This is a genomic window from Agromyces sp. NPDC057679 (assembly GCF_042799635.1).
GTDB lineage: Bacteria > Actinomycetota > Actinomycetes > Actinomycetales > Microbacteriaceae > Agromyces.
Genome location: NZ_JBHVIK010000004.1, coordinates 161,801 through 187,876, shown reverse-complemented (window position 1 = coordinate 187,876; position 26,076 = coordinate 161,801). Strand labels below are relative to the sequence as shown.

General features: G+C 66.7%; 46 protein-coding genes. 4 read left to right on the top strand and 42 right to left on the bottom strand.

Annotated features, from left to right (window positions below; translation table 11 throughout):
* Window positions 1–60: 60 nt before the first annotated feature.
* The gene (locus tag ACFVAJ_RS17400) at window positions 61–330 is read right to left on the bottom strand and encodes a hypothetical protein (RefSeq protein WP_376946284.1); all 270 of its coding nucleotides are present in this window, start codon (window positions 328–330) and stop codon (window positions 61–63) included.
* Between the two features lie 68 nt (window positions 331–398).
* Here ACFVAJ_RS17400 and ACFVAJ_RS17395 point away from each other — a divergent pair, with 68 nt between their 5' ends.
* Window positions 399–1,256 carry a hypothetical protein gene (locus tag ACFVAJ_RS17395; protein WP_376946282.1) on the top strand — a complete coding sequence of 286 codons (858 nt, stop codon included), beginning with the start codon at window positions 399–401 and terminating at the stop codon, window positions 1,254–1,256.
* A gap of 25 nt (window positions 1,257–1,281) precedes the next feature.
* Here ACFVAJ_RS17395 and ACFVAJ_RS17390 read toward each other — a convergent pair whose 3' ends face one another.
* The 6 genes from ACFVAJ_RS17390 to ACFVAJ_RS17365 all read right to left on the bottom strand — a co-directional run bounded on the left by ACFVAJ_RS17390 (window position 1,282) and on the right by ACFVAJ_RS17365 (window position 3,378).
* Window positions 1,282–1,482 carry a hypothetical protein gene (locus tag ACFVAJ_RS17390; RefSeq protein WP_376946280.1) on the bottom strand — a complete coding sequence of 67 codons (201 nt, stop codon included), beginning with the start codon at window positions 1,480–1,482 and terminating at the stop codon, window positions 1,282–1,284.
* 82 nt (window positions 1,483–1,564) lie between these two features.
* Entirely contained in the window at window positions 1,565–1,831 is a 267-nt protein-coding gene (locus tag ACFVAJ_RS17385) for a hypothetical protein (RefSeq protein ID WP_376946278.1), read from the bottom strand.
* Window positions 1,832–1,869: 38 nt separating this feature from the next.
* Window positions 1,870–2,064 carry a hypothetical protein gene (locus tag ACFVAJ_RS17380; RefSeq protein ID WP_376946276.1) on the bottom strand — a complete coding sequence of 65 codons (195 nt, stop codon included), beginning with the start codon at window positions 2,062–2,064 and terminating at the stop codon, window positions 1,870–1,872.
* 69 nt (window positions 2,065–2,133) lie between these two features.
* Window positions 2,134–2,331, bottom strand: a complete 198-nt coding sequence (locus ACFVAJ_RS17375; RefSeq protein ID WP_376946274.1) for a hypothetical protein — start codon at window positions 2,329–2,331, stop codon at window positions 2,134–2,136.
* Window positions 2,332–2,363: 32 nt separating this feature from the next.
* A complete protein-coding gene (locus ACFVAJ_RS17370; protein ID WP_376946272.1) occupies window positions 2,364–2,816 on the bottom strand; it encodes a hypothetical protein in 453 nt (150 codons plus the stop codon).
* Window positions 2,817–2,871: 55 nt separating this feature from the next.
* A complete protein-coding gene (locus tag ACFVAJ_RS17365; RefSeq protein WP_376946270.1) occupies window positions 2,872–3,378 on the bottom strand; it encodes a hypothetical protein in 507 nt (168 codons plus the stop codon).
* Between the two features lie 159 nt (window positions 3,379–3,537).
* Here ACFVAJ_RS17365 and ACFVAJ_RS17360 point away from each other — a divergent pair, with 159 nt between their 5' ends.
* Entirely contained in the window at window positions 3,538–4,191 is a 654-nt protein-coding gene (locus ACFVAJ_RS17360; protein WP_376946268.1) for a hypothetical protein, read from the top strand.
* Between the two features lie 122 nt (window positions 4,192–4,313).
* Here the strand turns inward: ACFVAJ_RS17360 and ACFVAJ_RS17355 are convergent, their stop codons facing one another.
* The 7 genes from ACFVAJ_RS17355 to ACFVAJ_RS17325 all read right to left on the bottom strand — a co-directional run bounded on the left by ACFVAJ_RS17355 (window position 4,314) and on the right by ACFVAJ_RS17325 (window position 9,272).
* Entirely contained in the window at window positions 4,314–4,673 is a 360-nt protein-coding gene (locus ACFVAJ_RS17355) for a hypothetical protein (RefSeq protein WP_376946266.1), read from the bottom strand.
* A gap of 57 nt (window positions 4,674–4,730) precedes the next feature.
* Window positions 4,731–6,800, bottom strand: coding sequence for a type IIA DNA topoisomerase subunit B (locus ACFVAJ_RS17350; protein ID WP_376946264.1), 2,070 nt, complete (start codon window positions 6,798–6,800; stop codon window positions 4,731–4,733).
* A 134-nt stretch (window positions 6,801–6,934) separates the two neighbouring features.
* Window positions 6,935–7,120, bottom strand: a complete 186-nt coding sequence (locus tag ACFVAJ_RS17345) for a hypothetical protein (RefSeq protein WP_376946262.1) — start codon at window positions 7,118–7,120, stop codon at window positions 6,935–6,937.
* 78 nt (window positions 7,121–7,198) lie between these two features.
* Window positions 7,199–7,567, bottom strand: a complete 369-nt coding sequence (locus tag ACFVAJ_RS17340) for a hypothetical protein (RefSeq protein ID WP_376946260.1) — start codon at window positions 7,565–7,567, stop codon at window positions 7,199–7,201.
* A gap of 58 nt (window positions 7,568–7,625) precedes the next feature.
* The gene (locus ACFVAJ_RS17335; RefSeq protein WP_376946258.1) at window positions 7,626–8,267 is read right to left on the bottom strand and encodes a ParB N-terminal domain-containing protein; all 642 of its coding nucleotides are present in this window, start codon (window positions 8,265–8,267) and stop codon (window positions 7,626–7,628) included.
* 43 nt (window positions 8,268–8,310) lie between these two features.
* Window positions 8,311–8,691 (bottom strand): hypothetical protein, encoded by a 381-nt coding sequence (locus ACFVAJ_RS17330; RefSeq protein ID WP_376946256.1) that lies wholly within the window; start codon window positions 8,689–8,691, stop codon window positions 8,311–8,313.
* Window positions 8,692–8,789: 98 nt separating this feature from the next.
* Window positions 8,790–9,272, bottom strand: a complete 483-nt coding sequence (locus tag ACFVAJ_RS17325) for a hypothetical protein (RefSeq protein WP_376946254.1) — start codon at window positions 9,270–9,272, stop codon at window positions 8,790–8,792.
* A 106-nt stretch (window positions 9,273–9,378) separates the two neighbouring features.
* On the opposite strand from ACFVAJ_RS17325, the gene ACFVAJ_RS17320 reads away from it, so the two are divergent.
* Both ACFVAJ_RS17320 and ACFVAJ_RS17315 read left to right on the top strand, forming a co-directional pair.
* Entirely contained in the window at window positions 9,379–9,708 is a 330-nt protein-coding gene (locus ACFVAJ_RS17320) for a hypothetical protein (protein ID WP_376946252.1), read from the top strand.
* 123 nt (window positions 9,709–9,831) lie between these two features.
* Window positions 9,832–11,100, top strand: coding sequence for an RNA-guided endonuclease InsQ/TnpB family protein (locus ACFVAJ_RS17315; RefSeq protein ID WP_376946250.1), 1,269 nt, complete (start codon window positions 9,832–9,834; stop codon window positions 11,098–11,100).
* A gap of 214 nt (window positions 11,101–11,314) precedes the next feature.
* Here ACFVAJ_RS17315 and ACFVAJ_RS17310 read toward each other — a convergent pair whose 3' ends face one another.
* The 28 genes from ACFVAJ_RS17310 to ACFVAJ_RS17175 all read right to left on the bottom strand — a co-directional run bounded on the left by ACFVAJ_RS17310 (window position 11,315) and on the right by ACFVAJ_RS17175 (window position 26,007).
* On the bottom strand, window positions 11,315–11,560 hold the full coding sequence (locus ACFVAJ_RS17310) for a hypothetical protein (protein ID WP_376946248.1): 246 nt from the start codon (window positions 11,558–11,560) through the stop codon (window positions 11,315–11,317).
* Complete coding sequence (locus ACFVAJ_RS17305) at window positions 11,557–11,868, bottom strand: hypothetical protein (RefSeq protein WP_376946246.1); 312 nt, start codon at window positions 11,866–11,868, stop codon at window positions 11,557–11,559. The genes ACFVAJ_RS17310 and ACFVAJ_RS17305 overlap by 4 nt, the downstream gene beginning before the upstream one ends.
* A gap of 98 nt (window positions 11,869–11,966) precedes the next feature.
* Window positions 11,967–12,914: a hypothetical protein gene (locus ACFVAJ_RS17300; RefSeq protein WP_376946244.1), complete on the bottom strand. Its 948-nt coding sequence runs from the start codon at window positions 12,912–12,914 to the stop codon at window positions 11,967–11,969.
* A gap of 30 nt (window positions 12,915–12,944) precedes the next feature.
* Window positions 12,945–13,532, bottom strand: coding sequence for a hypothetical protein (locus ACFVAJ_RS17295; protein ID WP_376946242.1), 588 nt, complete (start codon window positions 13,530–13,532; stop codon window positions 12,945–12,947).
* A gap of 162 nt (window positions 13,533–13,694) precedes the next feature.
* Complete coding sequence (locus tag ACFVAJ_RS17290; RefSeq protein ID WP_376946240.1) at window positions 13,695–13,892, bottom strand: hypothetical protein; 198 nt, start codon at window positions 13,890–13,892, stop codon at window positions 13,695–13,697.
* A 76-nt stretch (window positions 13,893–13,968) separates the two neighbouring features.
* Window positions 13,969–16,353 carry a DNA topoisomerase (ATP-hydrolyzing) subunit A gene (locus tag ACFVAJ_RS17285; protein ID WP_376947059.1) on the bottom strand — a complete coding sequence of 795 codons (2,385 nt, stop codon included), beginning with the start codon at window positions 16,351–16,353 and terminating at the stop codon, window positions 13,969–13,971.
* 118 nt (window positions 16,354–16,471) lie between these two features.
* Window positions 16,472–17,050, bottom strand: coding sequence for a hypothetical protein (locus ACFVAJ_RS17280; RefSeq protein ID WP_376946238.1), 579 nt, complete (start codon window positions 17,048–17,050; stop codon window positions 16,472–16,474).
* Window positions 17,043–17,567 carry a hypothetical protein gene (locus tag ACFVAJ_RS17275; RefSeq protein ID WP_376946236.1) on the bottom strand — a complete coding sequence of 175 codons (525 nt, stop codon included), beginning with the start codon at window positions 17,565–17,567 and terminating at the stop codon, window positions 17,043–17,045. The genes ACFVAJ_RS17280 and ACFVAJ_RS17275 overlap by 8 nt, the downstream gene beginning before the upstream one ends.
* The gene (locus tag ACFVAJ_RS17270) at window positions 17,564–17,716 is read right to left on the bottom strand and encodes a hypothetical protein (RefSeq protein WP_376946234.1); all 153 of its coding nucleotides are present in this window, start codon (window positions 17,714–17,716) and stop codon (window positions 17,564–17,566) included. Before ACFVAJ_RS17270 ends, ACFVAJ_RS17275 begins: the two co-directional genes overlap by 4 nt.
* Window positions 17,713–17,955, bottom strand: a complete 243-nt coding sequence (locus ACFVAJ_RS17265; RefSeq protein ID WP_376946232.1) for a hypothetical protein — start codon at window positions 17,953–17,955, stop codon at window positions 17,713–17,715. Before ACFVAJ_RS17265 ends, ACFVAJ_RS17270 begins: the two co-directional genes overlap by 4 nt.
* Window positions 17,952–18,284, bottom strand: a complete 333-nt coding sequence (locus ACFVAJ_RS17260) for a hypothetical protein (protein ID WP_376946230.1) — start codon at window positions 18,282–18,284, stop codon at window positions 17,952–17,954. The genes ACFVAJ_RS17265 and ACFVAJ_RS17260 overlap by 4 nt, the downstream gene beginning before the upstream one ends.
* A gap of 69 nt (window positions 18,285–18,353) precedes the next feature.
* On the bottom strand, window positions 18,354–18,824 hold the full coding sequence (locus ACFVAJ_RS17255) for a hypothetical protein (protein WP_376946228.1): 471 nt from the start codon (window positions 18,822–18,824) through the stop codon (window positions 18,354–18,356).
* Window positions 18,821–19,120: a hypothetical protein gene (locus ACFVAJ_RS17250; RefSeq protein ID WP_376946226.1), complete on the bottom strand. Its 300-nt coding sequence runs from the start codon at window positions 19,118–19,120 to the stop codon at window positions 18,821–18,823. The genes ACFVAJ_RS17255 and ACFVAJ_RS17250 overlap by 4 nt, the downstream gene beginning before the upstream one ends.
* On the bottom strand, window positions 19,113–19,667 hold the full coding sequence (locus tag ACFVAJ_RS17245; protein ID WP_376946224.1) for a hypothetical protein: 555 nt from the start codon (window positions 19,665–19,667) through the stop codon (window positions 19,113–19,115). Before ACFVAJ_RS17245 ends, ACFVAJ_RS17250 begins: the two co-directional genes overlap by 8 nt.
* Complete coding sequence (locus tag ACFVAJ_RS17240; protein ID WP_376946222.1) at window positions 19,664–20,017, bottom strand: hypothetical protein; 354 nt, start codon at window positions 20,015–20,017, stop codon at window positions 19,664–19,666. The genes ACFVAJ_RS17245 and ACFVAJ_RS17240 overlap by 4 nt, the downstream gene beginning before the upstream one ends.
* Window positions 20,018–20,039: 22 nt before the next feature.
* On the bottom strand, window positions 20,040–20,471 hold the full coding sequence (locus tag ACFVAJ_RS17235) for a hypothetical protein (RefSeq protein WP_376946220.1): 432 nt from the start codon (window positions 20,469–20,471) through the stop codon (window positions 20,040–20,042).
* A gap of 11 nt (window positions 20,472–20,482) precedes the next feature.
* Window positions 20,483–20,665, bottom strand: a complete 183-nt coding sequence (locus ACFVAJ_RS17230) for a hypothetical protein (protein ID WP_376946218.1) — start codon at window positions 20,663–20,665, stop codon at window positions 20,483–20,485.
* 278 nt (window positions 20,666–20,943) lie between these two features.
* Window positions 20,944–21,177, bottom strand: a complete 234-nt coding sequence (locus ACFVAJ_RS17225; RefSeq protein ID WP_376946216.1) for a hypothetical protein — start codon at window positions 21,175–21,177, stop codon at window positions 20,944–20,946.
* Entirely contained in the window at window positions 21,170–21,436 is a 267-nt protein-coding gene (locus ACFVAJ_RS17220; protein WP_376946214.1) for a hypothetical protein, read from the bottom strand. The genes ACFVAJ_RS17225 and ACFVAJ_RS17220 overlap by 8 nt, the downstream gene beginning before the upstream one ends.
* Window positions 21,433–21,900, bottom strand: coding sequence for a hypothetical protein (locus tag ACFVAJ_RS17215; RefSeq protein WP_376946212.1), 468 nt, complete (start codon window positions 21,898–21,900; stop codon window positions 21,433–21,435). The genes ACFVAJ_RS17220 and ACFVAJ_RS17215 overlap by 4 nt, the downstream gene beginning before the upstream one ends.
* Window positions 21,897–22,106, bottom strand: coding sequence for a hypothetical protein (locus tag ACFVAJ_RS17210; RefSeq protein ID WP_376946210.1), 210 nt, complete (start codon window positions 22,104–22,106; stop codon window positions 21,897–21,899). Before ACFVAJ_RS17210 ends, ACFVAJ_RS17215 begins: the two co-directional genes overlap by 4 nt.
* The gene (locus tag ACFVAJ_RS17205) at window positions 22,099–22,428 is read right to left on the bottom strand and encodes a DUF4031 domain-containing protein (RefSeq protein ID WP_376946208.1); all 330 of its coding nucleotides are present in this window, start codon (window positions 22,426–22,428) and stop codon (window positions 22,099–22,101) included. Before ACFVAJ_RS17205 ends, ACFVAJ_RS17210 begins: the two co-directional genes overlap by 8 nt.
* Complete coding sequence (locus ACFVAJ_RS17200; protein ID WP_376946206.1) at window positions 22,425–23,045, bottom strand: hypothetical protein; 621 nt, start codon at window positions 23,043–23,045, stop codon at window positions 22,425–22,427. The genes ACFVAJ_RS17205 and ACFVAJ_RS17200 overlap by 4 nt, the downstream gene beginning before the upstream one ends.
* Window positions 23,038–23,388 (bottom strand): hypothetical protein, encoded by a 351-nt coding sequence (locus ACFVAJ_RS17195; protein ID WP_376946204.1) that lies wholly within the window; start codon window positions 23,386–23,388, stop codon window positions 23,038–23,040. Before ACFVAJ_RS17195 ends, ACFVAJ_RS17200 begins: the two co-directional genes overlap by 8 nt.
* Before the next feature lie 141 nt (window positions 23,389–23,529).
* Window positions 23,530–23,853 (bottom strand): hypothetical protein, encoded by a 324-nt coding sequence (locus ACFVAJ_RS17190; RefSeq protein WP_376946202.1) that lies wholly within the window; start codon window positions 23,851–23,853, stop codon window positions 23,530–23,532.
* 80 nt (window positions 23,854–23,933) lie between these two features.
* Window positions 23,934–24,260, bottom strand: a complete 327-nt coding sequence (locus ACFVAJ_RS17185; RefSeq protein WP_376946200.1) for a hypothetical protein — start codon at window positions 24,258–24,260, stop codon at window positions 23,934–23,936.
* The gene (locus ACFVAJ_RS17180; RefSeq protein ID WP_376946198.1) at window positions 24,254–24,901 is read right to left on the bottom strand and encodes a hypothetical protein; all 648 of its coding nucleotides are present in this window, start codon (window positions 24,899–24,901) and stop codon (window positions 24,254–24,256) included. The genes ACFVAJ_RS17185 and ACFVAJ_RS17180 overlap by 7 nt, the downstream gene beginning before the upstream one ends.
* Window positions 24,902–24,942: 41 nt before the next feature.
* The gene (locus ACFVAJ_RS17175; RefSeq protein WP_376946196.1) at window positions 24,943–26,007 is read right to left on the bottom strand and encodes a hypothetical protein; all 1,065 of its coding nucleotides are present in this window, start codon (window positions 26,005–26,007) and stop codon (window positions 24,943–24,945) included.
* Window positions 26,008–26,076 lie beyond the last annotated feature (69 nt).

The following is a 26,076-nucleotide window of genomic DNA, read 5'->3' as shown; positions in this document are numbered from 1 at the left end:
GTCGAGGATTGCTTTGCAGCCGCGGCCGGATGATCTCTCCGGTGTCCGGGTTGATGGACTTCACGGCGCCTCGGTGATGGTGAGTGCGACGAGCCGGTCGGTGCCGATTTCGATGGCGTCGCGGTCGAGGAAGTCGAGTCGGACGTGGGTGACTCGTCCGCCCTGCTGCACTTCGCCGACTGCTGTCAGGGTGCCGTCGACGACGCCGCGGGTCCTGTTGCCGTCGCGCTCGACGAGCCAGTCCACGATGACCGGCTTCCCGATCAGCTGCTCGTGGCGGCGGTTCGCGTACGCGCAGATCCGTTCGGCGGGACGGGCGATGGTGTGCACTGGGTGCTCCTCAGCGGGTAGGCAATCTCTTCTCGTGCAGACCATGCGCGGAATGGGATGATGACCGCATGCCGGGCTACGACACGTTGAGCGGTGATTTCGGTACACCGGGGATCGTCGCGGTGCTCGTCGGGGTCGGGATTGTGCTGCTCGTCGGCTGGTTGCTGCAGCGACGGGGCCGCGTCACACGGCGAGTGGGTGAGGAACGGCAGCCGGAAAGCAGCGGCGAGCAGCAGGTTCGGAACGAAGTTCCCCAGGTCGCCCCAGCTCCTGCAGCGGAACCGCGGGACATCCTCAGCGAGGACCCCGAGAACTGGACGGATGACGACTACTCCGACTACTACGCAGCCTGGGAGATGGACAACCGTGACCGGTTCGCGAGCACCGCGGAGGCCAGGTTCTGCCGGGCGTACGAGTTTGAACCGAACTACGCACTCGCCGATCCGTACGGGCAGATCGCCGGTGCCTCCGAGGAAGGGCTCGCGCTCGTCGAGGAGGGCGACAGCATGGTTCTCCTCCGCATGAACTCGGATGCCGACCAATGGCAGCTCGAGCTGCGAAGTTACGACCGCACGGATCCAACCATCACGGTCCTCGAGCAGAGGATCGACGAGACTGTCGATGTCGCCCCTGGGGAGGCGGGCGCCGGCGACCTTGCAGCTGCGGTCAGCTCTGCGCTCGTGGCGCTGTACTCGAGGCCCGCACCGGCGCCCAGCTACCCGTACCTCGCGGCCGCGGTCGCGTGGGGCGCAATCATCGAGGAAGCCAGCGTCACGATCGAAGCGATGGACCTGATCCAGGACGGCGTCGTGTTCGGCCGCGAGGGGTTCTTCGTCCCGGACACGTTGAGGCCGTCCGTTGAGCGGCTCATGGCCTCAGGCGACGTCACCGACGGCGAGGCTGCGCTCCTGCAGGAGTGGCTCTGACCGTCCGCAGCCCCGCTGCCGTCGGTCAGTTCGCGTCGTCGAAGTTGCAGTCCCAGTACTGGTTGCCGAGCTCGTCGTCGTAATGACTGAAGCGCCCGCCGAGCTCGTTGCAGGTGTCGCGCGCTTCGGCGAGCTCCTTCATTGTTTCGATGCTCATTTTGCCGCATCCGGTCAGGACGGCAGTCAGGCTGAGCGCCACGATCGCGGCGTAGACGGTTTTCTTCACGGGGTTCTCCGTTCGGGGGTCTGCCCGGGTGCTGGAGCCTCCCGGGCATCTGACTTCTTCTGCAGAAGCCATGCGCGGAGTTCTACGGCTGCTGCTGGGTCATTGGCTGGCGGGCCAGTTCAAGCTCGAAGCCTTGCCGGTCGCGCCACATCCACAGCACCTCGCGCCGACGTCCGCAAACCGCGAGGGTCTGGTTGCCGCGGGTGCGCGCTGGGACGTAGCGGAGAACCCCCTTCGCGCGGACGCGGCGGGGGCTCTCCGGTGTGCCGAGCCCGGTCATGAGCAGCACTCGTTTGCCGATCATCGCGAGCTCAGCCTCGCTTTTCGCTCGGATCTCGTCGAGAGTCATGGGCAGGTACCTGGACGTTGGCTGCGGCATATCGGCCGTCAGCCTCCGAGCTCTTCGAGGATCTGGACCTCGTCGAGCGCGAACGGGAGCTCGCCGATGATGCCGGGGTGGCGGAGCGTCGCGGTCTTCGAGTTCAGCTTCACGAGCGACCATCCGTCGGCGTGCTTCGAGTAGTTCGGGGTGATGACCTTGACGGCGGGACGCTGTCCGCGGGGGAAGTACTTGGTTGCCATGGTGTGGGTCCTTTCGGTGACGCCACATTCATGCGCGGTTGTCTTCCCTGCGAGGCCCTGCGGTCAGCTTCAGGTTGGGTCGGTTGAGTGGCGCTCTTCTGGGCGTGGGATGGGTGCCACTTCTATGGCCCCGTCCTCGTTGAGAAACGCGACGAAGCCTGTGCTGAGCAGTTCGAGTCCTTCGTGATCGGTCAGGTTGTTGATCTGCGCTTGCAGGTCGGCTGCAGCTGTTTGGGCTGCTCTTCGGAGGCTGTCTTCGGCGCTCATGCTCGTGTGGCGTTCCTCTTGGGCTTTGTCGTTCAGCGGCTGGCGGGTTCGAGCACCTTCTCGTCGTCGCCGTACGATGCAGTCGCCTCGTCACCGAGGATCGTGACCTTCACCTCGGTGCGGTGGCCGTCGACGACTGCCGGCACTGTGAACGACTTCCCGACGATCCGCGGGAGCCCGGTGACGGTGATCCCGAACTGCTTCTCGACGGCGGCGGAGATCTTCTCTCTGGCTTCTACGCCGCGCAGAGCGTCGCTGCTGAGGGGCTCGACCGTGAAGAACGTGAGCACGGCAGCGACGGCAATGGCGCCTGCGATGACCCCCTGGACGATGTCCCTCTCCAGGACGGAGCCCAAGGCGAATACGATCACACCCACCGCAAGGATGATCGACAACCCGAAGATGAATTGGGGGATCAACGGGTCTGTCGCCCGTTCAACTGCTTCGAGAAGCTCGGGGATCGTCGAGGTTGCGGGGTTCTGCATGTTCGACACATGCGCGGGCGGCAGCCGAGCTCACGACCGGCCACCGCCCTGCAGGTCAGCTGTCGCGCTTGCGGATCAGCTCGGCCATCATCTCGAGGGCAGCCTGACCGATCTTGACTTCCTCGTTGCCGTTCTCCTCCTCATCGGAGGTGTAGTCGCTGTAGGAGGACGGCGCGTACTCATTCCAGTCCTCGACGCCGCGGTCGAAGAACCTGGAGATCGCTCCGACCTGCTCGTCGGTCAACTGGACGGTGATCCCTCCCGGGGTTGGTGGGAACTCGAGCTTCCCGTCCGTGTAGACCCAGACGACGTCGGCGTCGTTCACGACGACCCGCATGTTGTCGACGAGGGGCGCGTCGATGGTGATCATGTCGGCGTGGTCGTGGACGGTCGATCGGTACGCCCTCACGGTCGCGACGGTGTGGCCGTTCTCGTCGTCGAAGTCGACGCCCTGCCGAGCGCCGTGCAGGCATGGCTCGTGCATCTCGCCGGTGTCGAACACCGTGAGGTCGGGGTTCTCGGTACGGGCGCCGGGGAGGTTGCGGACGTCGGCGGCGAGCATGTGGTGATCCTTCCGGAAGGGGTTCTTGTCACCACCGACATGCGCGGATCTGTCGATGGCGTTCGCATTTCGAAGCCAGCAAGGAAGACCGTGCCCGCGCATGGTGTGTACGCCCGAACCACGGGCCCGATCACACCCTCGAGAAAGCACACCAACACGATGAACACCGGAGAAACCGCCCACCTTGCATGGCTCAACCGTGCCGTCCGTTGGATCGAGCAGGGAAGCAGTGTCCGATACGTCGGGGCGTGGACGCTGATGCTCGGCGCCCTGCTCGTGTCGGATGTGATCAGCATCATCGTCCGTCCGTCAGATCTCTCGCCGTTCAACTGGGTCGTCTTCGCCGTTCTCGTCGTGATGGTCCCGCTGCATGTCCTCAGCTTCTGGCGTGACGCCCTGGCTCCTGCCGGCCGTCCCCGGGTTCTGGCGGCAGTGCTCGCTGGAACCATCGTGTTCGGCGGTGCGCTCAGCTGGTTTGCCCCGAAGGCTGTGACCATGCTGGCCGGAAACGAGACTTCAGACCGCACCCCGCCGCCCTCATTGGAGACCGGTACGGGGTGGATCGTGATGGTGATGGCACTGCTCGTCTACCTCGGGTTCTTCGTGGTGGTCTACTTCGTTTCGAAGTTCGCCGCGACCCTCATCATGAAGCTCGCACGTCGGATCGCGAACAACACCAACTTCGAGGAAGAATATGTCGCCATCGCTGCCGAGAACATGAAGCGCGCACTGTTGGACGCCGAGTACGCGGCTTCGAAGCTTGAAGCGAAACGGGAGCGTCTCCTGGAGCAGACGGCGCCGACAACCGTCTGACCTGCTCAAAACGAAACCCCGGGGCTCCGCGCCTCGGGGGTTTCGTGCATTCTGGCGGGTGCTCGGCTGCGGCAAACCCACCAGGGAGACGGAGAACCGAGCACCAGCCCGCCCGGTGGCCACTATCGGCGCTTCGGGTCTCCGGTCTGGATTGCGTCGTCTCGCTGCGCGGTCATCCAGCGGGACTGCCGGATGCGGGTCGCGATCTCGTCGAAGTCGCCGTGGAGGTTCAGGCCGTCCGCTTTGCAGTCCCAGAGGACGTGGACGAGGGCTGTGTGGTCCTTCTCCCACGGGTCGAACGGGCCGTCGTGACCCTTCTCCGCGGTGGCCCGGTCGACGCGACGAGAACTGCCGGCAGCCGACCGGGCATCGGTGCCGAGCTTCCGATGCGCTTCCTCGAGCTGAGCTTCGAGCTCCGCGATGCGATCGGCAGCGCTGGCCTCTGCGACCGAGGCCTGTGGTGAGTTCGTCTGCATGTCCATGCCTTCCGGGTAGGTGGAGGTGCTTCTTGCCTACCGCATGCGCGGGACTGGCGCGTCCTACGCGTCGATCCGCTCCCGGCTGAGCCCGGCGGCGGAGTCGATGATGAACTCCTTGCGAGGTGCGACCTCGTTGCCCATCAGGAGCTCGAACGTCCGGCCTGCCTGCTCTGCGTCGGCGACACCGATGCGGCGGAGGGTGCGGTTCTGACGGTCCATCGTGGTCTCCGCGAGCTGGTCGGCGTCCATCTCGCCGAGGCCCTTGTATCGCTGGATCGGGTCCTGGTACTTCTTCCCGCGTCGCTTCAGGTCGCCGAGGACTGCTTGGAGTTCCTGCTCGGAGTACGTGTACAGCGTCTCGTTCGGCTTGGAGCCGGGGTTCTGCACGACGACCCGGTGAAGCGGCGGGACGGCGGCGAACACGCGGCCGGCTTCCAGCATCGGTCGCATGTACCGGTAGAACAGGGTGAGCAGCAGGGTGCGGATGTGGGCGCCGTCGACGTCCGCGTCGCTCATGATGATCACCTTCCCGTACCGGGCGGCGTCCAGGTCGAACGAACGACCGGAACCGGCGCCGACGGTCTGGATGATCGCAGCGCATTCGGCGTTCCCGAGCATGTCCGACACCGACGCCTTCTGCACGTTCAGGATCTTCCCGCGGATCGGCATCAACGCCTGGTACTCGCTGTCACGGGCGAGCTTCGCGGTGCCGAGCGCGGAGTCACCCTCGACGATGAACAGTTCGGTCTGGGCGACGTCGTTGGAGCGGCAGTCGGCGAGCTTCGCGGGGAGCGAGCTCGTCTCGAGCGCGTTCTTCCGCCGCTGCGTCTCCTTGTGGGTGCGGGCAGAGATGCGGGTCTTCATCTCGGCGACGACCTTCTCGAGGAGCAGCGCGGTCTGCGCTTTGTCGTCCCGGGCGGTTGACGAGAACCTCTCCCCCAGCTCCTTGGCGACGACGTTCTGGACGATCGCGCGGACCGCCGGGGTGCCGAGGATCTCCTTCGTCTGACCTTCGAACTGCGGTTCGGCGAGGCGGACGGTGAGGACGACGGTGAGGCCTGCGAGGACGTCGTCCTTCTCGAGCTTGTCGGTGCCGGCTTTCAGCTTCCGGGCGTTCTGCTCCACCTGGGTGCGGACCAGCTTCAGGAGGCCCTGCTCGAACCCGGCCTGGTGGGTGCCGCCCTTCGGGGTGGCGATGATGTTCACGAACGAGCGGAACGTGGTGTCGTACCCGGTGCCCCAGCGGAGAGCGATGTCGACCTCGCAGATGCGTTCCACCTCGGTGGGGATCATCGCGCCGGCGTCGTTGAGGACGGGGACGGTCTCTTTGAACTTCCCCTCGCCGGTGAGGCGCCAGACGTCGGTGACTGCGGCGTCGGGGGCGAGGTGATCGGCGAACTCGCTGATGCCGCCGACGAACTCGAACGTGTGGATGTCGATGCTGTCGCCGCGCATGTCGGTGACTTCGATCTTCAGCCCGGGGACGAGGAACGCGGTCTGGCGGGCGCGGCCGAGGATGTTCTCCAGGTCGATCTGCGCGCCTGGGGTGAAGATCTTCGTGTCAGCCCAGTACCGGACACGGGTGCCGGTGACGCCCTTCCCGACCTTCCCGATGACGGTGAGGGCGGTGGACTTCGTGAACGGGGTGAACTCCGAGGCGGGGGTCTTGTCGGCGAACGTGCCGGGGACGCCGTGCTTGAACGACATCGCGTACGTCTTCCCGTCGCGGTCGACTTCGACGTCGAGCCGCTCGGAGAGGGCGTTGACGACGGATGCGCCGACGCCGTGGAGGCCTCCGGAGGCGGCGTAGGAGCCGCCGCCGAACTTGCCGCCGGCGTGGAGTTTCGTGAAGACGACCTCGACGCCGGTCAGACCGGTCTTCGGTTCGACGTCGACGGGGATGCCTCGGGCGTGGTCGCGCACTTCGACGGATCCGTCGTCGTGCAGGATGACATCGATTTCGTTGCCGTGGCCGGCGAGGGCTTCGTCGACGGAGTTGTCGATGATCTCCCACATGCAGTGCTGCAGGCCGCGGGAGTCGGTGGACCCGATGTACATGCCGGGCCGCTTCCGGACCGCTTCGAGGCCTTCGAGGACGGACAGGTTGGAGGCGGAGTAGTCGTTGCTCAACGGGGTCCTGTTCAAGGTTGTTCGGGCCGCATCAGGGTTCGAGTGCGGGCGGAGGTGTTCCTGCACCGCCAACCATGCGCGGGATCGGTCGTGATTGACCGATCCCGCGTGTGTTCGCTGCTGATGAGCGCCCGTCAGAAGGCGGTGGTGTCGGCGGTGACGGCCTCCCAGTGGCCCTGCGGCTCGGGGAACTCTGCGGCGATGATGGCGTTGCGGTCTGCGGCGAGCTTCTCCGCTCCGGCGAGGTCGCGGGCGTCGTCGTCGACGAATCCGATGCGGCCGGTCTCGTTCACGATGTACGCGGTCTTGTGGGTGGGCATTCTGCTCCTCAGGTCAGGTTCGGCGTTGTTGCCGGGTCTTGTCAGAGAAGTCATGCGCGGGAACAGGCCCGGATGGGGTCAGGCCTCGGCCGCGGCTTGGCGCCGCTCGGCGGCTTCGCGGGCGGCGGCGTTGAACGCTTCGAATTCGGCTTCCCGTTTCGCGATCCATTCCTGGTGTTCGCGGGAGAGTCGGTTGATCGCTCGGTCCGGCACCTTCTGCCCGACGGCTCGGTGGAGTCGGAGGTGGGTGACCATCTGGCCGGGGTCTGCGGCGCAGAATGAACCCTTCGCCATGTGTGCCTCGAAGTCGTACCCGACCAGGGTGTGCGCTGGCACGAGCGAGGCGGAGACCAGGTCGCAGCCGAGGCATTCCCACCACAGCACGCCGTCCTTCTTCGTTCCGATGACGTACACGTCACCTTCGCTTGGGCTGCGCGCGTAACTCACTGTGCTCCCCTTCCGATTGGCTGCAGTGCAGCCAGTACATGCGCGGAGCGGCCGCGGCTCACCACTCGGGGTGGTGCGCTTCCCCGTCTGGGGCGGTGTTCGACAGCGGGATCGGGTCGGCTTCGGTGAGCCAGTGGTCCCGCATCACCCGCTGCCCGTACGGCACCATCTCAATCGGGATGCCGTCTCGGCCGAGGTCGATCGCGGCGGCCAGCCGGTGGTTCCCGTCGGAGAACTCCACGTTCCCGCCGGAACGGGCGGCGGCGGCCGGTCGGACGAAGCCGAGCTCGCGGATGGAGCGGAGCACTTCTTCGTAGTGAGGGTCGAGCCGTTTCACGGTGAGAAGCGCTTCCCACTTCGACCGTGTTGACGTCATGTCGAGGTTCGCGATGGTCGCTTCGACGAGGGAGATCTCCTCGCGGATCTCGTCTTCGCTGTACTCGTCGTCCTGGTACCCGAGTTGGTCTGCGAGGTCGCCGGCTTTGGCGTTCAGGTATTCGCGGACGAGGTGAAGGTCGCCGCCTTCCCACTGGTCGAGGATGTCGGCGACCGCGATCTCACGGACTTCGCCTTCGCTCCAGTCGGCGTACGGGTCGACGGTGAGGCTGACCTCGGCGGCGCTCAGCGCGTGGGCGGCGAACTGTCCGCCGTTGCCGGCTAGGCCGACGTCCTGTCGTCGGAGCTGTGCGGTGTTCGGCATGCCTGTTGCGTGTGCGGCCGCACGTCACGGCCGCACGCGCGGCTCAGGTGAACGAGTAGTCGGGCGCTTGGATCGTGCGCTCGTCCGGGATCCACTCGATGTCCGGGTTCTCGTGAGTACCGGCCAGGATGACGAGGATGACGTCGCTGACCGACTCGGGAAGTTCGAACCCGTGCTGCTCGCTGAGCTCCTGCGCTCGGGCGGCGCGGCCGCTGATCCGCTCCTGCCACCTCTGGAGCTGCTTCTGGCCGTTCGCCACGGAGCCCTGCACCTCCTTGTCGCCGGTGAGGATCTCGAACTCCTTCAGGTCGCGGTCGCGGATCTTCGCTGCCTTCCGCTCCTCTTCCGCCTTGAGGCGGGCGCGTTCCTCGGCGACGAGACGCTCGTAGCGCTCGAGGCGGGTCTCGGTGGGCTTCTCGGACATGGTCGTTCCTTTCCGCGGGGCGGCGTGGGTTCTCCCATGTACATGCGCGGGAAGGCCCGCCGGCGCGGCGGCCGGCGGGCCTTCGCTGGTGCCTCTGCTCAGGCAGACGGCTTCTCGGTGAGGATTCCGCCGCCGAGGATGCCGGTGAGGTTCCGGAGTCCATCGGAGTAGTCGACGGCGTCCGCGAGGAAGACGACCGCGTCGTACTCGTCGAACGGTCCGTCGCCGTAGGTGAGACCGCCGACATAGACGTATCTGAGGCCGGTGCTCCCAATTTTGCGCTCGTCCGAGTGGCTGCCGTCCTCCGTGATCAGCCACTGGTACCCGACGGCGAGGTGCCGGAGCATGTCCGCGCGGACTCGCACCCGGTCGTCCTCGTCGTCGTCGAGTCCGTCGTGGTCATAGAGGTCGCCGTCGAGGGCGCCGGAGTGGTCGAGCATCTCGATGTGCGGGAAGATCTCGTCGACGAACGGGGCGACGATCATCTCGGCTTCCTCGATGTCGATCGAGTCGCGGCGGTTGGCGTTGAAGACGTCCGGGTCGACGGTGAATCCGGCGGTGACGAAGACGATGTTGCTCATGGGTGCTCCCGTTCTCGAGGGTCTTGTGTCGTCGAGAACATGCGCGGCGACTGGGCAGGCCGGCTGCCCATTGCTCCCAAGCTGCGGGAACCGGTACGGTCTGGCTATGCCGCACATCTGGGTGACTTCCGGAGGGGATCGTGACCTCGAGCAGAGCTTCGAGGGGCTCATCGAAGAGATGAGCTGGGTGCTGGGAGACATCCTCGAAGATCAGGGCGGGAACCCGAACCCGTTCCCGGCCGAGCGTGGCTTCGAGGTGGTGACCCGCGCAGAGCAACCGTACGAAGTGAGCAATGAGTTGCGAGAGGCATCGCGGCCAGATCCTGCCCGCGGCACCCGGCCGGTGTTCCTGGTCCTCCGGGAAGGGTCTGAGGAGTTCATCGTCGCCACCTGGATTGAAGCCTCCCCCGCGCAGCAGGAGTTCATCGAGGAGTAGCGCCGGAACCCTGACACTTCAGTGCCGGGAGGAAGGCGCGTACGTTCCGGGTATCGTTCAGCGATTTCTCCAATCGGTGATCGTCTCGGGCATGCTGACCACGCACAGGGTTGGTCCCCGCGCATGGATGGTGTGATGAAGCGTCGGTATTCGTACGAGATTGTTCCGGGCTTGCAGGCTCGGGGTATGCTCGCGCGCACGTTCGGGTCGACCCGAGTGGTGTTCAACGATTTCGTCGCGGCCAACCGGGCTCGCCGAGCGGCCGGTGAGGCGTTCCTCGGATATCCGCCTGCCGCGAAGCGGCTGATCACCGACGCCAAGACCACACCGGAACGGGTCTGGCTCCGTGAGGTGTCCACTGACGCGTTGCAGCAATCACTGCGCGACGCGGATCTCGCGTACCGGAACTTCTTCAACTCCATCAAGGGTCGACGGAAGGGTCGCCGGGTGGGTGCGCCGCGATTCAAGACCCGGCACGCCCGTCAATCCGCCCGGTTCACTGTCAACGGGTTCCGGCTCCGGGGCGGCTGGGAGAACACGAACCCGGGCGGTGGGCGTCTGTACCTCGCGAAGATCGGCAACATCCCGGTCAGATGGTCCCGCCCGCTGCCGGCCGCACCGTCATCGGTGACCGTCACCCGAGAACCCGATGGCCGCTACTTCGCGTCGTTCGTCGTCGATGTCCCCGACACCGCTCCCGTCGAACCTGCTCATCCGGGCCGGGTGGCGGGGATCGACCTCGGGCTGAAAGCGTTCGCGACGATCGTGTACTCCGATGGCACCGCCGAGCAGGTCGGCAATCCCAGATACTTCCAGGCGGCCCAGCGTCGGCTCGCCCGGGCCCAACGTTCCCTCGCCCGCAAGGTCAAGGGGTCGAAGAACCGTGCCAAACAACGCGCCATGGTGGCGCAGCTGCACCGACACGTACGAAACCAACGCACCGACCATGCCAGGAAGCTCGTGCGACGCCTGATCGATGAGAACCAAGTCATCGGCGTCGAGACGCTCTCCATCACCGGCATCGCCCGCGTGTACGGGAAACAGGTCCACGACGCCGGCTGGGGCGGGTTCCTGACCCGCCTTGCGTCGGCCGCAGCCGAGCACGGACGCGACCTGGTCGCAGCGGAAGGGTTCTTCCCGTCCACGCAGACCTGCCACGCCTGCGGTTCAGTCGAGGGACCCAAGGGTCGTGAAGGCCTCCGGATCCGGGCATGGGTGTGCTCCTGCAGCACAACACATGACCGGGACCGGAACGCCGCGACCAACCTGATGCTCGTCGCCGCCGGACAGGCGGAGACAGAAAACGCCCGTGGAGGGGCAGTAAGCCCAGCACCAGTGCTGGCACGCCCCGAAGAAGCAGGAACCCGCCCAACCCGTACCGCAGCTGCCTAACCGCAGCAGCCTCGGCAGAGGGAATCCCGGCACTTCAGTGCCGGGAGGATGTCAACGAGGCGAACATGCCCCGACATGGACAGAGCAGGACGCGATCGCGCAGGCTCTCACCAACTGGCAGTCCGTGGAAGGGGTCACAGACCTGTCCCAACAGGAGTACGTCGAGAACGTCGCAGCGCTGTTCCGCGCGTCGGACGGGAACTGCTGACCGGCGTCAGTCGTCCGCTCGTGGGTTGAGGGTGGCGCGGGAGATCACGACCTCGGTTGCGTCCTTGATGTCGCCGTCCAGTTTCACGCCTGAGAGCCAGGTGTTGTCGCGATCAGCCCTGAGGAACCTTTCGGCCGTGTCGTCGGTGAGTGGTTCGTCGGTCCAGTCGGCGTACTCGGCCTCGTCGATTGCGACGGTGACCGGCACCTCGAGGGTGACGTAGAGGTGGAGGGTTGCGGTGCGACTGGTCACAGGGCTCCTTCGGTTTCGGCGCCGAACCTGACGACGTCGCGGTAGTTGCGGATCGACTCCCGGTAGCAGTCGACGCTCCGGCAGTCCCGGATCGCGATGATCATCCGGCCGGTGACTGTCCAGCCGAGCAGGATCGTCTGCCGGGCGAACTCGTCGTGACCAAACCTGACCGGGATGAGGGTCTTCCAACCGAACCAGTGCCGCTGCGGCCGCCAGAACCACAGTCGGCCCTGATCGGGGAGTTGGCGCACGGCGGCGCGGAGCGCCGGCCGGTCGGCGGTGTTGAGATCGATGGTGTCGTTCAGCATGGTGTGGAGTGGCCGCCCTTCCAGGTGCACATGCGCGGGAACAGCGAAGGCCCCGGCCTGAGTTCTCAGTGCCGGAGCCTTGGCCGTCGTCGTTCAGATCAGCCGAGCTGCTGCCGCCAGGTGTTCACTTCGAAGGTCAGCGACCTCGTCTGCCAGTTCGGGCCGGGGGTGAATACCTGCGGGTTTTGGAACCGTTCAGCGAACGCTTTCAGGGTTGCGGCGATCGTGGCGTGGTCTTCGGACAACTGGTTGTCCGGAGTTGCAGCGTTGATGAGGGTCCCGTCGGCGAGGGTCACGGAGCGGAAGATGATTCCGTCATCGAACTCGTCGTACGCTCTCCACTCGAACTCGACGGCTGTGGTTCCCGGGAGGTTCGCTGTGATCCACGATTCGAGCGCATCCGCGTTTGCGGTTTCGAGTTCACGTTTCGCGGCCGCGAGTGCTTCTTCAGCTGCATCGACTGCGGCTTCGGCCTTGGCAGTTTGTACGCGTGTCGCGTTCTCGACTGCTTCGTTGGCGGCGGTATGGACGCGGCTGTACCGGTCAACCTCAGCGCGGCCTGCTGCGAAGTGGTCGGCACGGTCGAGTTCGAGAGCGGGGTGAAGCGGCCCGTTGCCGTCGGGGTAGCGAATAACCGACTGTGTGGCGCTTTTCAGCCCCGGCGTGGTTGCCTGAAGGTGGAGGGCGAGCAGCTCGAGCTGGTCCCGCATGCTGGCCGATGTGTCGCTGTCGAAGGCGTCGATGCGGTTCCCGTCGACGTCTTCGAGCCAGTCAACCTGGCTGTCTGCCGTCAGGTGCAGGGTGCTTGCGGCTGGGTGCGCGTCTCGCAGGATCTTGGCGATCAGCTCGGCGGCGATCAGTTCCGCTCGACGGTCCTTCCGCTCCTCGACGGCCGCGGAGAGCTCGGATTCAAGCTCTGCAGTGCGGTCGATGTACTGGTCGAGCGGTTCGCCCGGCTGGAAGGTGCGGCCGGCGAACGCCCCGTTGTTGTAGGTGCTCCCGGCCTTCGTGGAGACGCGGTTCCCGCGGTTTTGTGGTGTGGTCATGGTGACTTTCGTGTGCGGCTATGGCTCGGCTCAGGAGGTCAGGTGCCCGCGCCGGACGATCCTCTGCTCCGTGAACGCGTGGTTCGTGAGGGTCTCGTCGATCCCCGCTTCGCGGAGCGCGGTTCGGCCTGCGTTGCCGGCCTCCTTGTACACCTGGTCGGCTTCGCCGGTGGCGACTCGTTCGAGTCGCACGGCCATCGCTTCGATCAGCTTGGCGGCACCCTTCGGTGCCAGCGTGTACAGGTGAGCACGGAGGATGCCGGCCTCGTAGGCCGCTTGGCGTCGAAGGCCGAACAGCTCCTCTTCGGCGGCGCGGAGGTGCTCCTCGTCGATCCGCCAGAACTCACCCTGGGTGGAGTTCCCGAGGCGCTCGGATGCGTGGTCGAGGAACGCGGTTGAGACGCCGGCGATCGCGAGCTCGGTTCGGCCGCACGCGGCGAGGAGCATCTTCTCCCTGCGGTCCGCGGCGATCTTCGCGCGGAGCTTCGGGAACGACTTGTACTCGAGCAGCAGGGCTCTGTTCGCGGCTTCGAACGCGAAGCACGTGCGAGCCGCGTAGACCTTGTCGACTGCTTTGGAGAACGCGCGGACCTGCTCGTCGGTCAATCCGTCTGGCATCGGTGTCCTGTCTGTCGGGAGCCAGCGTATTCGACGGCTCGTGCTTCACGACGTTCATGCGCGGCGGTCTCGGCCCGCATCCGAACTGGTCCCCTGCGGTGGGCTGGGACGAGTGGCCCCAGGCCGGATTGCGGACGCTTCACCGGCCGGGGACCCCAGCCCTCAGGCGTCGACGAGCTCGTACCGGTCGATGAACTGACCGAAGTCGATGTCGCCCTTCCGCTTCGTGCCGGCCTGCTTCCAGTGCGCGATGCTGTACCCGTGCTCGGACGAGTAGCCGGCCTTCACGATGACGACGATCGTGCCGTCGGCCTTCCGGCGCCACTTCTGACCAGGCTGGATGTTGGGGGTGTCGTTCATGGTGTCTCCTTCGGTCCTCCCCATGCGCGGGCCGAGGACAGAGCAGGGCCCACCAGTCGATGAGCCCTGCTGCACGCTACCGGACCTGCTCGCCGATCGCGGCGATCGCGGCCGTCACGGGTTCTCCGGAGCCGTCGCGCTTCCCGATCGTTTCGGGGAGCGTTGCGGCGCTGCCGTCGGCGGTGACCGCGAGGGCGGGCCCTCGGCCGACCCACGCGTTCGTCAGGATGTCCTGACCCTTCAGGAACCGGTGGGAGCGGACACCTGCGGTGCCGCGGCCCTTGCCTGGGTAGTCGTCGAACGCGGCGACCTTCGCGGCTCCCGGCTGGTCGGGGGCGTCGATCGTCCCGGCGACTGTGACGACGACGGCGTCCTGGGCTTCTCCTGCCGGGACGACCGCGAACGACAGCGCCCGGGCGACCGCGCCGGCGTTCACACCGGCCATACCGCCGGCGGGGCAGCCTTGCGGGCGGACCGCGGATGCCGGGAACCGGAGGAGGCGTGCGTCGTCGAGGACGAACACGAGCTCCGCGTCGTCGGCGGCGTGGCCGACGCCTGCGATCTCGTCGCCGTCCTTCAGTGCGATGATCTCGAACTCCGGCTGCTTCGGGTACGACCCGGGTGTGACGCGCTTCACGACGCCCTGCCGGGTGCCGACGGTGATCGGCGTCTCGGAGGTGAGGGACACCACGGCAAGGATCTGCTCGGCCCGGTCGGTGATCCCGAGGTAGTCGTGCGCTCGGACGCCGGCGTCCAACTGGACGGCGTTGCCGGGAAGGACGGGCAGCTCGAGCGGGGAGAACCGGATGAGACGGCCGCGGCTGGTGACCGCGCCGATCTCGGTGCGGCTCGTGGTGTCCACCGTCGAACGGACGGCGTCGCCGCGGCTGCGGGCGCCCGGAACGGTGATCGTCACGGAGTCCTGACCGTCGCCCTGGTCGACGCGGGCGAGACGTCCGGTGGCGGACAGGATCACCCGGGTCGGGGTGTCGGCGAGCTCGAGCGACGCCTGCGCGGCACGGCGGCCGGTGGCGGCGGGCTTCGCTTCGGTGAGGAGGGTACGGCGCGGGGTGCCGAACTGGGCGGCGACCTGGTCGAGTTCGTCGGAGACGAGCTGGCGGAGCGCGCCCTTGTCGCGGAGGAGAAGTTCGAGCGCGGCGATGTCGGCGAGGAGCTGGTCGCGTTCCTGTTCCAGTTCGACGCGGGAGAACTTCGTCAGCCGGCGCAGCCGAAGCTCGAGGATGTACTCCGCCTGGATGCGGGACAGCGAGAACTCGGTGGTGAGCCCCTTCCGGGCTTCGTCGGTGTCATCGGAGCCGCGGATCACGGCGATCACCTTGTCGATGTCGACGATCGCGGTGAGGAGACCTTCGACGAGGTGGAGGCGTTCCTTCCGGCGGGCGAGACGGAACTGGGTGCGGCGGGTGACGACGTCGATGCGGTGGTCGACGTAGACGCTGAGCAGCTCCTTCAACCCGAGGGTCTGCGGTTGCCCGTCGACGAGGGCGACGTTGTTGAACGAGAACCCGTCCTCGAGCGGGGTGAGGCGGTACAGCTGCTCGAGGACCGCCTGCGGGTTGAACCCGGTCTTGATGCCGATGACCAGGTGCAGTCCGCGGGTGCGGTCGGTGAGATCGGCGACGTCGGAGATCCCGGTGATCTTCTTCGAGTTGACGCCGTCCTTGATCTTCTCGATCACCTTCTCAGGCCCGACGAGGTACGGCAGTTCGGTGATGACGAGCCCGGTCTTGCGGGGGCCGATCTGCTCGATCGACACCTTCGCGCGGGTCTTGAACGAGCCACGCCCGGTCGCGTACGCGTCGCGGATCCCGGCGAGGCCGACGATGGTGCCGCCGGTCGGGAAGTCGGGCCCGGGGACGATCTCCATCAGGTCTTCGAGGGTGGCGTCAGGGTTCCGGATGAGGTGCTTCGCTGCGGTGACGACTTCGACGAGGTTGTGCGGCGCCATGTTCGTCGCCATGCCGACGGCGATCCCGGATGCTCCGTTGACGAGGAGGTTCGGGAACGCGGCCGGCAGCACTTCCGGCTGGGTGAGCTGGTTGTCGTAGTTCGGGACGAAGTTGACGACGTCTTCGTCGAGGTGGTCGGTCATCGCGATCGCGGACGAGTCGAGCCGGGCTTCGGTGTACCTGGCGGCGGCGGGGCCGTCGTCGAGGGATCCAAAGTTGCCGTGCCCGTCGATGAGCGGGACCCGCATCGTGAACGGCTGCGCGAGGCGGACGAGGGCGTCGTAGATCGCGGAGTCGCCGTGCGGGTGGAGCTTGCCCATGACTTCGCCGACGACGCGGGCGCTCTTCACATGCCCCTTCTCGGGGCGGAGGCCCATGTCGGACATCTGGTACAGGATGCGGCGCTGCACCGGCTTCAAGCCGTCGCGGGCGTCGGGGAGCGCTCGGGAGTAGATCACCGAGTACGCGTACTCGAGGAACGACCCTTCCATCTCCGTGGACACGTCCACATCGTCGATGCGTTCGGCAAGGTCAGCGGACACGAGTCTCCTTCAGGCGCGGGTGCGGGTGCGGGTCAGGTAGACACATGCGCGGGCGGGCCGCTGACCGTCAGATCAGGTCGAGGATCGTGCGGATCTCATCCCGCGTCCGCGCCCATCCGCTCGCGTTGTCGGAGCCCGCCGGCGCGGCCTCGATGGCTTGCCTGATCCCCGCCAGGATCGACAGGAGGTGGGTGTGCTGCACCGCGCTGGCTTCGGCCGGATCCTTCGAATCCAGGATCACCTGATCGAGCATCCGTTCGAAGGCTGCTTCACGGTCGGTCGGGCTGCCGGCATCGCGGGCGCCGTGGAGTGCGAGGACTCCGGCAGCGAAGGCGTTCCTGGCTTCGTCGACGGTCGGCGTCCAGCCGTCTCCGGTTGCCACCGGAACCTGCGGCTGAGGTTCGATGACGGTGATCTCCCAGTTGTCGTAGAGGTACCAGTCGTCGTCTTCCCCTTCGCCGATCTTCTCGACTGAGAAGATGCGTGGGCCGTGGATGCTGCGAAGGTGCGTCCTGAGCACCGTGATATCGAAGTCCCTCGGGCCTTCCCAGTCCTCCCGGTGATCGGGTGTTGCATGGAAGTGCAACAAGTCGCCGGGCTCGACGAGGTGGACGGTGTTCAGGGTGATGTGGGTGATCTTACGCATCGGTAGTCTCCTTCCAGTCGAGTTCGGCGTGCAGCACTTCGCGGGTGACGACGGTGACCTCTCCGTCCCAGAAGTCGCGGTTCGCGAGGGTCACCTCACGGGTCGTCGGGCTCGAGTAGTGCATCGTTCCATGGCTGTCGTACATGCGGACGGCGTACTGCTCGGTGACGGTGAGGCTGCCGATCAGGTCCGCGGCGCGTTCGATCGCTTCGAGGTCTTCTTCGATCATGAAGCCGCGGATGGTTTCGGATTCGGCGATGGAGCGGAGGACGGCGACGAGCTCGGCGGTGGGCCCGCCGTGGTGTTCCGGGGCGCCGGCGAGCTGCTTCTTCGCTCCGTCGGCCTCGGTGTGGCTGGGCAACTGTGACCGCACCTCCTGCGCCTTCCTGTCGAGGACGTCGCGGTACGACTGGTCGAGACCTTCGGGGGTCAGGACGTGGGTCACGATGCCTGCGCCGTCATTTCTGTACTCTTCAGTCGCGTCGATGGCGAGGTTGATGTCATCCGGGTTGGTCAACGGGCGTCCTTCTGGGTGTCGGTGTCTGCAGGCGTGTTCGCGTCGGTGCACGTCTTCGCGTGGGTGTTCAGTGGACCGCGGCCGAGGAAGATGCGCCCGCAGGCGCACGACAGCCAGGAGCGGCGCTCGACACGGGTGCGGCCGCTCACCGGTCCGCCCCTGGGGTGTGCAGCTCGGCGTTCCGTTGCGTCTCGAGGGCGTGCAGGTGGCTTCTGGCTTTGCGGAGCTCGTCCCGGCGCCGGTCCGACTCCTTCGAGGCAGCATTGACGGCCGCCTTGGCGACGTCGACCGCTCGTTCTCCGGCGATGTTCGCAGCTCGCGCCTCGAGGACGCGCGCTTGGGCGGCCTTGATCTGCTCGACGAGGGTCGCCGGCGTAGCCTCGCTCACGACTGAGCTTCCAGTCCTGCCAGGGCGGCCGCGGTCAACGCCTCCCGGATCCCGGCGTCCGCGGTCGACGGCGGCCAGCCGCCGTAGAACTTCCGGAACTGCTCCTCTGCGATCTGCTCGGCCTTCGCCTGTCGCGCCTCAGCCCCTTCCTCGCGGCGGTGCGCAAGGGTTGCAGCCTCTCGCTCAGCGTTCAGCTCGACCGGGCACACCCAGGCAGAAGTGCTCGCCGACCGAGGGTCGCGGATCAGGTAATGCGGGGTGTCCAGGCGGGACCTGGGGCAGGTGTGCAGACCGTTCCCTGTGCGGTAGTGCTGGATGGCAGCGGTCATCATGGCCTCCTTGGTCAATCACTTGTCGAGGAGTCCATGCGCGGTCGCCAACCTGCGGCGAGACGGTCGTCAACCGGCTGCTGAGGCGGAGCGCCCGCGCTCCATCCGGTCGTCACCGTCCGCGTAGCTTCGCTTCTTGTTCAGGGTGCGCCGGATCAGGTCGTACGCCTCGGCGAGGGTCGAATCGTTCAGGGCTGGGTAGATCCGGTCGAACAGTTCTCGCTCCCGTTCGCTGAGCACGGCCAAGCCTTCCGCGATCGCGGCGTGCAGCGCGGCGCTGGTGATCTCGGCGGCGGTCTGCAGTCCAGGCGCTGCCTTTCGCGACGCTCCCGGGGCGGGTGCGCACTGTTCGACGCAGAACGCTTTGTGCTGCCACCGCTCGGTGCCGTAGTCGCCGCCTGGGGGCAGCGCCGCCCAGACGAGCAGGTCGCCCGCCTCGATGAAGTGGGGACCGGTCAGGTGCCCGTCGCAGCGGCGACGTTTCGCTGATCGGAGCGGTTCCGACCAGAGCGCCTCGGGGCTGCGCGCGACTCGGCTCAACGGCTTCCCTCCAGTCCTTCAGGTTCAGCAGCACCGGTGAGCTCGCGCCACCGCACCACCAGTGCCGGCTTCATCCGCTCGCGCTCGTGGCGGTCTTCCATGTCGCGTCGGACGCACCACGCGCAGGTGCGCGTCCTCGTCCACGGTGGCACGCCGAAGTCGCGGACCGCTTCGTCGGTCGGCATGTACGTCGTGACGAGCACGACGTCGCCGGGGTTGATCTCGCCGGGGTGCGCGAACTCCTGGTCGCACCATCCGTGCTTTCGGGTGCGGACGATCTCGCGGCGCTTACTCATGGCTGGTGTCCGCTCGAGTGTCGGGCGCGGCGAACTCCCACTCGACCCACTCATGGCACCAGGTGGTGATGATGGGGCCCGAGAAGTCTCGTGCGGGGATCAGGTCGTCACGCATCTCGTCGCCGTTGATGCCGGCGTAGATTGCCCCTTCGGCGTCGAACCACCCGGCGAGCCAGCATTGCCTCCCCGGAACGCGAGGGTGACCCCACTCGTCGCCGGTGCGGTCGTCGTTCCATGTCCACGACTCGCAGTCGCACTCCGGGTACGAGCGGCATTCGGCGTCATCCGGTGCGGTGCAGGTGAATGCGACTTCGTCGACGACTCGGTACTCGTCCGGTGTGCCGGCCTCTTCGGGACGGGTGGTGACCGTCACGGTGTGGAACTTCACCTCAGCTTCGCGGCGCGCCTGGTCTTCGTCACGTCGCTTCGCGGCGGCCGCTGTCGCTTCGAGTCGCTTCTGTGCGAGCTGGGCGGCAACCTTCTTCTCGAGCTCAAGAAACTCGGCGTCGCCCAGGATGCCGGGCTGGTAGATGAGGTCTGCGCTCATGCGTGATCGTCAGGCTCGGCGGACTCGATGACGGTCAGGTCGGCGAGGCGTGCGGGCGGTTCGGTGTGTTTGTCGCCGGACTCGAGGTAGGCGCGGTCGCCGATCACGTCGATGACCTTCCATCTTGCTCGTCCGCCTCGCAGGCGCACGATGTCTCCGATCTTCACGTGCATCCGGTCTTCCTCTCGGTCGTCATGTTCTTCGAACGCCTGGCGCATCGCCTCGACGTCGAAGTTTGCCCAGTACCGGGCGTCAGCTTCTTCCTGCTCCGCAACGCATTCGGCTGCGCGGCACACGAACACGGAGCCTTCGACGTACCCCTCGAAGGCGTAGTCGTCCTCCTCGGCCATGAAGTGCCCGCGGGCGCATCGTTCAGCCATCGTTGGCCTGGCCGTCGGTCGCTGCGATCGCCGCTGCGATGTGCCGGACAGCTGCGGCGGCTGCGTCCGCGTTCGTCTCGTACCGCTCGTAGCGTTCGGGGTTCTCGGCGCCGGTGCCCCAGTCCATGACGCCGCAGGAGCAGCGCCAGCAGAAGCCGCCGCTGCCGTCACCCCAGCGTGCGATGTGCCACTGGTGCAGAGCGAGCACACCGATCAGTTGATCGTTCCGCGCGCCCTCAGCAGTCTCGGGTTTCGGGCCTCCCGAGTGGTCGGGGCAGTAGTCGCGGCGGATGCCGTCCGAGCAGGGGACGTTCAGCCGCCACCCAGCGCCGGCGAGCCGCGCCCGAGCACGTCCGGCGGTGTCGGCGACTCCTGCATCGCTTATCCGCCCGCACTGGCGCTTGTCGCACTTGATGGTCACCATCCGCGTCGCGCTCACGAGCCACCGTCCTCTGAGGTGTCGGGCCCAGGGGTGTTCTCGGGGTGAGCCTGCGCCCAGCGCTCGAGGTCGTTGTGGGCGGAGTAGAGAGCCGTCTCGGGACGGTCGCCGCGCGCGAGACTGCGCTCGACCAGACGTCCGTTGCGCCTGACCTTGATGTCGACCTCCCACTCAGCCACAGACGTTCTCCTCGGGTGCGGCGGGGTCAGCCACGGCGTCTCGCACGTAGAACTTCGGCCAGCTCGAGACCGTGTCTCGTCGCTCGTGCCCGGTCCATGACTCCCGTGAAGGCAGCGGCGGTGGGTCGGCTTTCACCTGGTGGGAGGAGCCGCGGGAGAGGACGGTGCTGTACTCACCCCATTGGCCACGATCGAGGTACGGGTAGTACGGCTCATCGTGTCCTGCTTCCATCTGGCAGCGAACCCCGGGGGCGAACTCGAATTCGCACTGTACGATCTCAGCCACGTCCGGCCTCCTCTCGAGCGTCGTGTTCGCGGGTGAAAAGCGGCACAACGATGCGCTCCTCGACGACGATCGTCGTCATCCGGTGAACCATCATCGGGGCCATGTCGAGCACATCATCCGACTGCGCGAACTTGCGGGCCGCACCATCGCTTAGAAACGCGCGCTCCTTCTTCGGGACGTCCGGTGGGAACCAGATGACGATCCACCGCTCCTGGACTTCATCCACGTCCGGCCTCCGATCCCTCTGGGCCGATGGTGGTTCTCGCCTCGTTGAGGCCGTCCTCCCAGAACCGGTTGAAAACTGTGCCGACGAGTCCGTTGTAGACCTCGGAGGCCGCCGAGTAGTCGAGCCCTGACGCCTCCGCGGTGGCGGGCGAGAGCTTCCCGCACATCCCGGCGATCGTGATCGCCTCGGCGCGGGTGAGCTTGACGGTGATCGTCTCGGGCAGCTCGTCTGGGTCGAGGTTGATCGTCTTGACCTTCACGGGGTGGTGTCCTTCGGCTCGGCGACAAGGTGTGCAGAGGCGGCGAGTTCGGCTGCGTGTCGGGCGACCTCGGCGAGGTCGTTGCCCTCCAGGGCTTTCACCATCGCCGTCATCGCGGTTACGGCGTCCTCGACGGCATTCCACCGTGCACGGTCGCTCCCCTCTGCCGACATGGATGCCGCGCAGGCCACCGGCGTTGCGCCGGCGATCCTCTGCACGGGCCCGACAGGGAACCTCTGGCGCCACCACTGCCCTGATGGGTGCTCGCATGAGGGGCACAGGTCGAGGTGCTTCTTCCGTCCGAGCCCCCAGCTGTCACCGAGTGGCGGCCAGACGACCAGCGTTCCGCACTGCGCGCACTGGTCGACGACGGTGTCGCCCTTCTTGATCGAAGGGGTCGCTCGGAGCTCGAGGCCGAGCTGCTCGAGGCCGAGCTGCTCGAGGCCGAGGTTCGGCTGGGTCACGGTGCTGCCCTTTCGGTTGCCGGTTTCGGGGTGGGGTCGATGATCTCCACGCGGGTCACGGCGAGGAAGTACCGGTAGTCGGGAGTCGGTGTGTTTGCTACTTCCTGACGTGCGGCGTGCTCGTCGGCTGCGGCTTCGAAGTTGAGCACCTTGTGCTCGCCGTCAGGCTGCCGGCGCACGAGCGAGGTGCCCCAGATTTCACCCACGGTGGTCTTCCTCTCGATGCCCGGTTTCGGTGGCGGACAGCCCCCTCATGCGCGGCATCAGGAAGTTCCGCATGTGTGCGAGCGCTTCGACTTCGACGGCGCCGGCGGCCACCGCTGCTCGGCGTTTCGGCTCGGTGACGTCGTAATGCTCTTTCCAGGTGCCTGGGTGCTGGATCCACGTCCGCTTGAGGCCCAGTCGGTCGGCCATTTCGTCGAGCTCGTCGCGGGTGTCGGCCGTCATGTGGCACCAGACTCCGCGGACTGTGTTGCGTCCGTTCGGCACTGCTGCCGGGATGCGGGCGTTGTCGACGTAGACGGTCACTGGGACTGCTCTCGGGTGATTGCCGCCCCGAGCGCGGCCGCGAGCTGTTGTGTGGTTGGAGGGCATCCGGCGTCGCCGAGGATCTTGGCGGCCGCGATCGTGTCGACGACTCTGCTCGAGCCGTCGTCGTCGTCGTCGTCGTCGTCGTCGTCGTGACGTTCAGCTTCGCAGTACGCGCAGCCGCACTCTTCGTCGGATCCGTTGTGCAGCCAGTCGACTTCGGCGACGGCGACTCGAGGGTTGCCGTAGACGTCCATGCTGATCTCGACGTGGTACTCCCCGTCGGACCAGGTGGCCGTCATCGCGTGCCCGCGGCCGGGTCGGGTCTCGTCCTCCCAGCGAACCGCCCAGTACCAGTGGGTGAGGCTCTCGGAGATGGTGCTGGTGTCGACGTATCGCTGCGCTTCGGCGATCGCGTCCGGCCACGCTTCGGCTTGCCGCTCGGTCATCTCGGGCATCGGCCGCACCTTCTCGCGCTCTGCAGCTTCGATCTGGGCGCGGAGGTCGGCGATCGCCGCGTCGAACCCTTCCACGGGCATGACGTTCGTGTCCGTGGTCGCGCAGGTGCGGAGCTCGAAGAGGATCTCGTCGATCGTCGGCTTGTACGGGTCAGGCATTGCGGTGCTCCTCGGAGGTTGTCGCGATCGCGCGGGTGGGGCGGGTGCGGCGTTCTCGTCGCGGTTTCGCTTCCGATTCGTCGCTGCGGATCACGTCGAGCACCTGGGTTCGGGCGAACGGGCCGACATCGAACTCCATCTCGGCCGGGTTCGGCCCGTAGCACGCCATCGAGCGGACCTCGGAATGGATCCGGTCGCGTTCGGCGGTGACGGCCGCGGCGAGCAGGCTGATGATGACCTCCCTGGATTCAGGGCTGTCCGGCCAGTCGCGCGGCCACGGGTTCGGGTTCTTCCACCCGGCGTACGTCTTCTCTGCGATCGTCCGAGGGTCTGCGCTATCCACGGGCTCCCTCGCTGTAGCCGGTCGGACCGTCGGGCGAGGAGATCCTCGGTGTGGGGATCTTGACGTTCGCGAGGTACACCGGGGTTCGCGCGAAGGAGCTGAGGCCGGCTTGGCTGCTGATCGGCTGACGGTCCTGCGGCATCACTGCACCTCTCCGTCGTCGCAGACGGGCTGCAGGGGGACGATGAGGAGCCCGCGGATGAACTCCACGTCGAGCTCGCTGAGGACGTGCCCGGCGGTGAGCCAGCGGGCGGCGTCGTCGGTGCCGTCGAGGTCACGGAGCCGGTAGGCGGACTCCTGCAGGTTCAGGGAGCGGGCGATCAGGTCGGCAGCCTCCGGGGTGGCGACGTGTGCGATCACCTGCTCCGTCTCGCGGTCGGTGATCGTCGGGACGACCGCCCCGTTCTGGAACTCGTGGCCCTCGAACGTCGTCATCGAGTCGCTCGTGTATCGGGGCAGCGGCATGCTGATCTCCTGTCGTCGGTCGGGCCTTCCGGTCCGGTCTTGTCGACAAGGTCATGCGCGGGGTGCACCGCAGACGGCGTTCAGGTGTCCAACGGGTCGATGCCGCGACGCTTCTGTGCGAGCAGGCGCAGCCAGTCCGCGACGAAATCGCTCTCGGCGTCGGTGAGCAGGGAGCCGGCGAACCGTTCGTGCACCGCGTCTGCGGCTTCATCGAGTGCTTCGGCGGCGGCCTGGTCGGTCTTCGTGGATTCCCGCTCAGACCAGCCCGCCCTGAGCACGTCGTATTCGGCTTCCTCGCATTCGCAACCGCCGTCGGCGTGCTCGCATCGGCCGGAACCGGGAAGCTTGTGGTCTGAATGCCCGCAACTGCCGCAGATGCAGTTGGGTCGATCTTCGGGTGTCACCACTCCTGCTCCTGGCTGAACCGGTACCCGGCGATGAACGACTCTTTGTCGAGGTTCGGGTTGTCGATGGCGGCACGCTTGAACGCTCGTTCGGCGTACAGGATCCCGTGGTCTCGCCGGTTGCCGTCCGTCTTGCGCGGCCACGTCACGGTGTCGGCGTTCTCCACCCACGGGATGTACCTGTTGAAGAACCGGACGGTGTGGTCGAGCATCGGCTTGTCGAGCTCAGGGGTGCGAAGCTGGTCGCCGTACCCTCCGGTGAGGACCTCGCGGAGGACGAACGCAGCGACGGTGTCGCTGTCGGTGTCCTTGTACTCGGCGGGGATCTCGGTCGGCCCGTCATACCAGTCTGGCAGCGCGACACCGTGGTCGGCGTGGAGGATCAGGGTGACCGCTCCGAGGTACCGGCGCGCTTCGGAGATGACCTTGCTGCGGTTCCACTCGCGGTTGTTCATGATCTCGAAGTGGCAACGGAACTGGTAGATGATCGAGTTCACCGGGTCGCAGAGCTCGGGGGTGAACTCCGGCCGTGCGTCCAGCTGTGCGTCTTCGGCTTTCCAGTCAATCCGGTCGCCGTACTTGTCGATGTACGGGGCGGGGTCCTGGTTGAGGTTCATCGGTCGCCATGTACCGAACGCTGCCATGAGGGTCTCCTTCTGTCGGAGACCTCATGCGCGGGGTTCGGTCAGCCGACCTTCTCCCAGAGTCCGCAGCCTTGGACGGTGAACCCTTCCCCGTCGTACACCTCGACGGATACCCCGTCGGGGGCGAGGGTGATGAAGTCGTTGGCGAGGATCTCGCCGCTGCCGCTGGAGCGCTCCCAGTAGCAGTCGGTCACTTTCCCGAGTGTCCGCCAGGTGCCGGCGGCGACGTTCTGTCCGACGGTGCGTCGGCCGTCTGCGAGCATCTGGTCGGCGGCGTCCTTGACGCCTCGCATGTCCGGGCAGAGTGCGGTGAGTGCTGCTTCCCGGTCGGTGGGCAGGCTTCCGCGGAGGCTTGCGGCAGCGAGGCCGCGGTCCCCTGACCAGTTCCGCCTCAGGGTGTCGCACCATGCTTGAGCTTCCGCGGCTTTGGCTTTGGAGTCGCTGCTGTTCGGGTCGGTGACCGGGGTTCCGGCGGTTTCGAGGGCGGCGAAGAACGTCTTCGCGGCGGCTTCCTCTTGGGTGCCGATCATCTCGGTGATCGGTTTGAGGTACGCCAGCGCGAGGTAGGCGCCTCTGCCGGACTTCTGATCGACGGCAGCTTGCAGGTCGTTCCGCGCCTTCGTCAGCGTCGCGACGTCCTCGGGTGCAGCCCACGGGGATGCTTTCAGGGCGGCGTCGATCTCCGCGATCTTCTCCGGCGCGATGAGGAGCGCTTCACGTTCCTGCTTGTCGCGCTTCTCCTTCGCCTCCTTCTCCTCCCGCTCTTTCTCTTCCTCCTCGGCCTTCTCCTCGGCTGCGCGTTCTTCCGCGGCGACCCGCGCTTCCTCGGCTGCGATCGCCTCAGCTTGGGCGGTGTTGACGGCGTTCACGACGATCGGGACGACGATGATCGCAGCAACGAGCGCGCCAGCGCCGGCGATCGCCCAGATCTTCACCCCTCGAGACCAACGCTTCGCGGTCCCCGGTGTCGACTCGTCACGACCGGGGCCCTTCCCGTCGAGGTTCGCCAGCCAGTTCACGAAAGCAGCGAACCCGGCCTTCACCTTCTTAAGGAACGTGTCCACTTTCAGCAGCCACGGCTCGACAGGCTTGTTCGGGTCGGACACGTACTACCTCCGGGGTGTGTAGGGATTCCGGTCAGGCTATCGACGCGTGCGCCGGTGCGGGAGAACCCG